The sequence below is a fragment of the Methylosinus sp. KRF6 genome (assembly GCF_018887255.1).
Classification (GTDB): Bacteria; Pseudomonadota; Alphaproteobacteria; order Rhizobiales; family Beijerinckiaceae; genus Methylosinus; species Methylosinus sporium.
The window spans coordinates 4,362,374-4,364,922 of sequence record NZ_JAHLJF010000001.1 but is presented as its reverse complement, the minus strand read 5'-3'; the positions used below and the strand labels follow the sequence as shown (position 1 = coordinate 4,364,922).

2 protein-coding genes are annotated in these 2,549 nt (G+C 62.6%); both read left to right on the top strand.

Going from position 1 to position 2,549, the window contains the following annotated elements:
- Nucleotides 1-594: 594 nt before the first annotated feature.
- Entirely contained in the window at nt 595-792 is a 198-nt protein-coding gene (locus KP010_RS20565; RefSeq protein ID WP_142864557.1) for a DUF1289 domain-containing protein, read from the top strand.
- Nucleotides 793-1,047: 255 nt separating this feature from the next.
- Complete coding sequence (locus KP010_RS20560) at nt 1,048-2,454, top strand: mannose-1-phosphate guanylyltransferase/mannose-6-phosphate isomerase (RefSeq protein WP_216280978.1); 1,407 nt, start codon at nt 1,048-1,050, stop codon at nt 2,452-2,454.
- Nucleotides 2,455-2,549 lie beyond the last annotated feature (95 nt).

Here is a 2,549-nt window from a genome sequence, read left to right as displayed (position 1 = left end):
TATCTCGCCACAGCCTTGGGCGCTTCAGCCCGTTAACCCGGATTCGGAGCCCTGCAGATTCTCCGGGCGGATGGGTGAAATTCGACTCATGTTATACTTCCAAATCGTTTTGGATCCGTGATCGGGAAACCCGCCCTCGCCGAGATCGGCTTCGCCGCAAATCGGAAATAGACAGTGCCGTCTCCGATGATTTGACGGGCTGCCCGTCGCGAACGTGCGGCAGCGGCATGCATCGTCGACAATCGTCCAGACCTCACGCCCGATGTCGCGGAAGCGGCCCGCATGCTCGAGGGATCGTTTCGGATATCAGCGCCAGCCCATCGCGATCGGCCTATACTGACGTGCGGCTGGCGCGTCCCGTGAGGACTTCCAATTACTCGGAAATACTGCTTATTTCCCGCTCGACGCACATCGACGTCGGACACAAGGCGAATTTGGCTTCGAAAGCCGACTCATTTTATGAGGGCAATTCGGAGTTTCGACTCAGGATATGGGGTGAAATTGACTCGGCTTATGCTTCCCAACGAAAAAACAGAAACTAGTCTTTTCAATGTGTTGAGCGGTCACCGTGACTCATGATATGGGTAATTGCACATGGCCGAAACGCCCTGCATCAAAATCTGCCGCATCGACGCGCCGACCGGCTTTTGCGTCGGCTGCGCACGGACGATCGGCGAGATCGCCGGCTGGCGCGACGCAACGCCGGCGGAGCGAAAGCGCATTCTCGCCGCCCTGCCGGAGCGCCGCGCGCGTCTGCCGAAAGAGGCTCCCGCCTCGCCGCAGCCCAAATGATCCCGAAGGAGCGCGCACGGCCGCCCCGGCGCGGGTTTCGTCCGCTGGGGCCGCAGGGACCCGCGTCCACGAGAGCCCGCGTCCACTTGCCAAAGGCGACGCGTTCGGCCTATAGCTCACGAAATCGTCGGCGGACGGCCGCAGGGACGAGACCTGCGTGGCAGAAGCGCTCGATCTGTTTGAACATATTTGCAAAAGCTGCTTCCGCCGCGTGAACTGCCCCCGCCGATCCATCCCTCGACCGAAAGGCGAGACATGACGAAGATACTGCCGGTCATCATGTGTGGCGGGGCGGGCACGCGCGTATGGCCCGAATCGCGGGAAACTCTCCCGAAACAATTCATTCCGCTCGTCGGCGAGCGCTCGACCTTCCAGACGACCATCGCGACGCTGGCGGATGCGGCTTTCGACAGGCCGGTCGTCATTTCCAACGCCGATTATCGCTTTCTCGTCACCGATCAACTCGCGGCCATCGGCGCCGCCGCCGATATCGTGCTCGAGCCCATGCGCCGCGATTCGGCCGCCGCCGTCGCCGTCGCCGCCGGAATCGCCGCACGCCGCTCGCCGCAACAAATCGTCGTCGTGCTCGCCGCCGATCATGTCGTGCGCGATCCGCAGGGCCTCGTCGCGCTCTGCAAGAAGGCCGCTGCGGCCGCCGCCGACGGCCATATCGTCACGCTCGGCGTCAAGCCCGACAATCCGGCCACCGGCTATGGCTATATTCGCCCCGGCGAGCGCATCGCCGGCGACGTCGCCGAGCTCGAAGCCTTCGTCGAAAAGCCCGATCGCGAGACCGCGCAGCGCTATATCGACGCCGGCTATTTGTGGAACAGCGGCAATTTCATCTTCCGCGCCGATGTGATGCAGGAAGAGATCGCGCATTTCGAGCCGGCGATTTTCGAGGCCGCCGAAAAGGCGATCGACGCCGGCCGCCGCGATCTCGATTTTCTGGTGCTGGACGCCGAAGCTTTCGCGCGCGCGCCGAAGACCTCCATCGATTACGCCGTGATGGAGAAGACGCGCAAGGCCGCGGTGATCGAGGCCGACATCGGCTGGTCGGACGTCGGCAATTGGCGCGCCGTATGGGAGCTGACCGAGCGCGACGCGCAGGGCAATTCGGTGCGCGGCAATGGCGTCGTGCGCGATTCGCGCAATGTGCATGTGCGCTCGGACGAGATGCTGACCACCGTCGTCGGCGTCGACGACGTCGTGGTGGTGACGACGCAGGACGCGGTGCTGGTGCTGGGTCACGAGCATGGCGACAATGTCAAGCAGCTCGTCGATCAATTGAAGAGCGAGAATCGCCGCGAGGCCGGCGAGCACAAGCGCATCTTCCGCCCCTGGGGCTTTTATCAATCGGTCGATTCGGGCGATCGGCATCAGGTGAAGCGCATTGTGGTGAAGCCCGGCGCGCGACTGTCGCTGCAAAAGCATTTTCACCGCGCCGAGCATTGGATCGTCGTCAAAGGCACGGCCGAAGTGGGCCGCGATCAGGAGACCTTGCTCGTGCATGAGAACGAGTCGGTCTATCTGCCGATCGGCTGCATTCACCGGCTGACCAATCCGGGCAAGATCGACCTCGAGATCATCGAGGTGCAGACCGGCTCCTATCTCGGCGAGGACGATATCGTTCGCCTGCAGGACGTCTATAATCGCGGCTAAAAGCAATCCGCCGAGGCGGAGTGAGCACATTAAGAGGGGTGGATGACCAAACGCGCGCTGTTGACGGGCATTACCGGACAGGACGGAGCCTATCT

Excerpts from the sequence above, each read along its gene's own strand:
- KP010_RS20560 (WP_216280978.1), top strand. The coding sequence starts at position 1,048 with ATGACGAAGATACTGCCGGTCATCATGTGTGGCGGGGCGGGCACGCGC.
- KP010_RS20565 (WP_142864557.1), top strand. The coding sequence starts at position 595 with ATGGCCGAAACGCCCTGCATCAAAATCTGCCGCATCGACGCGCCGACC.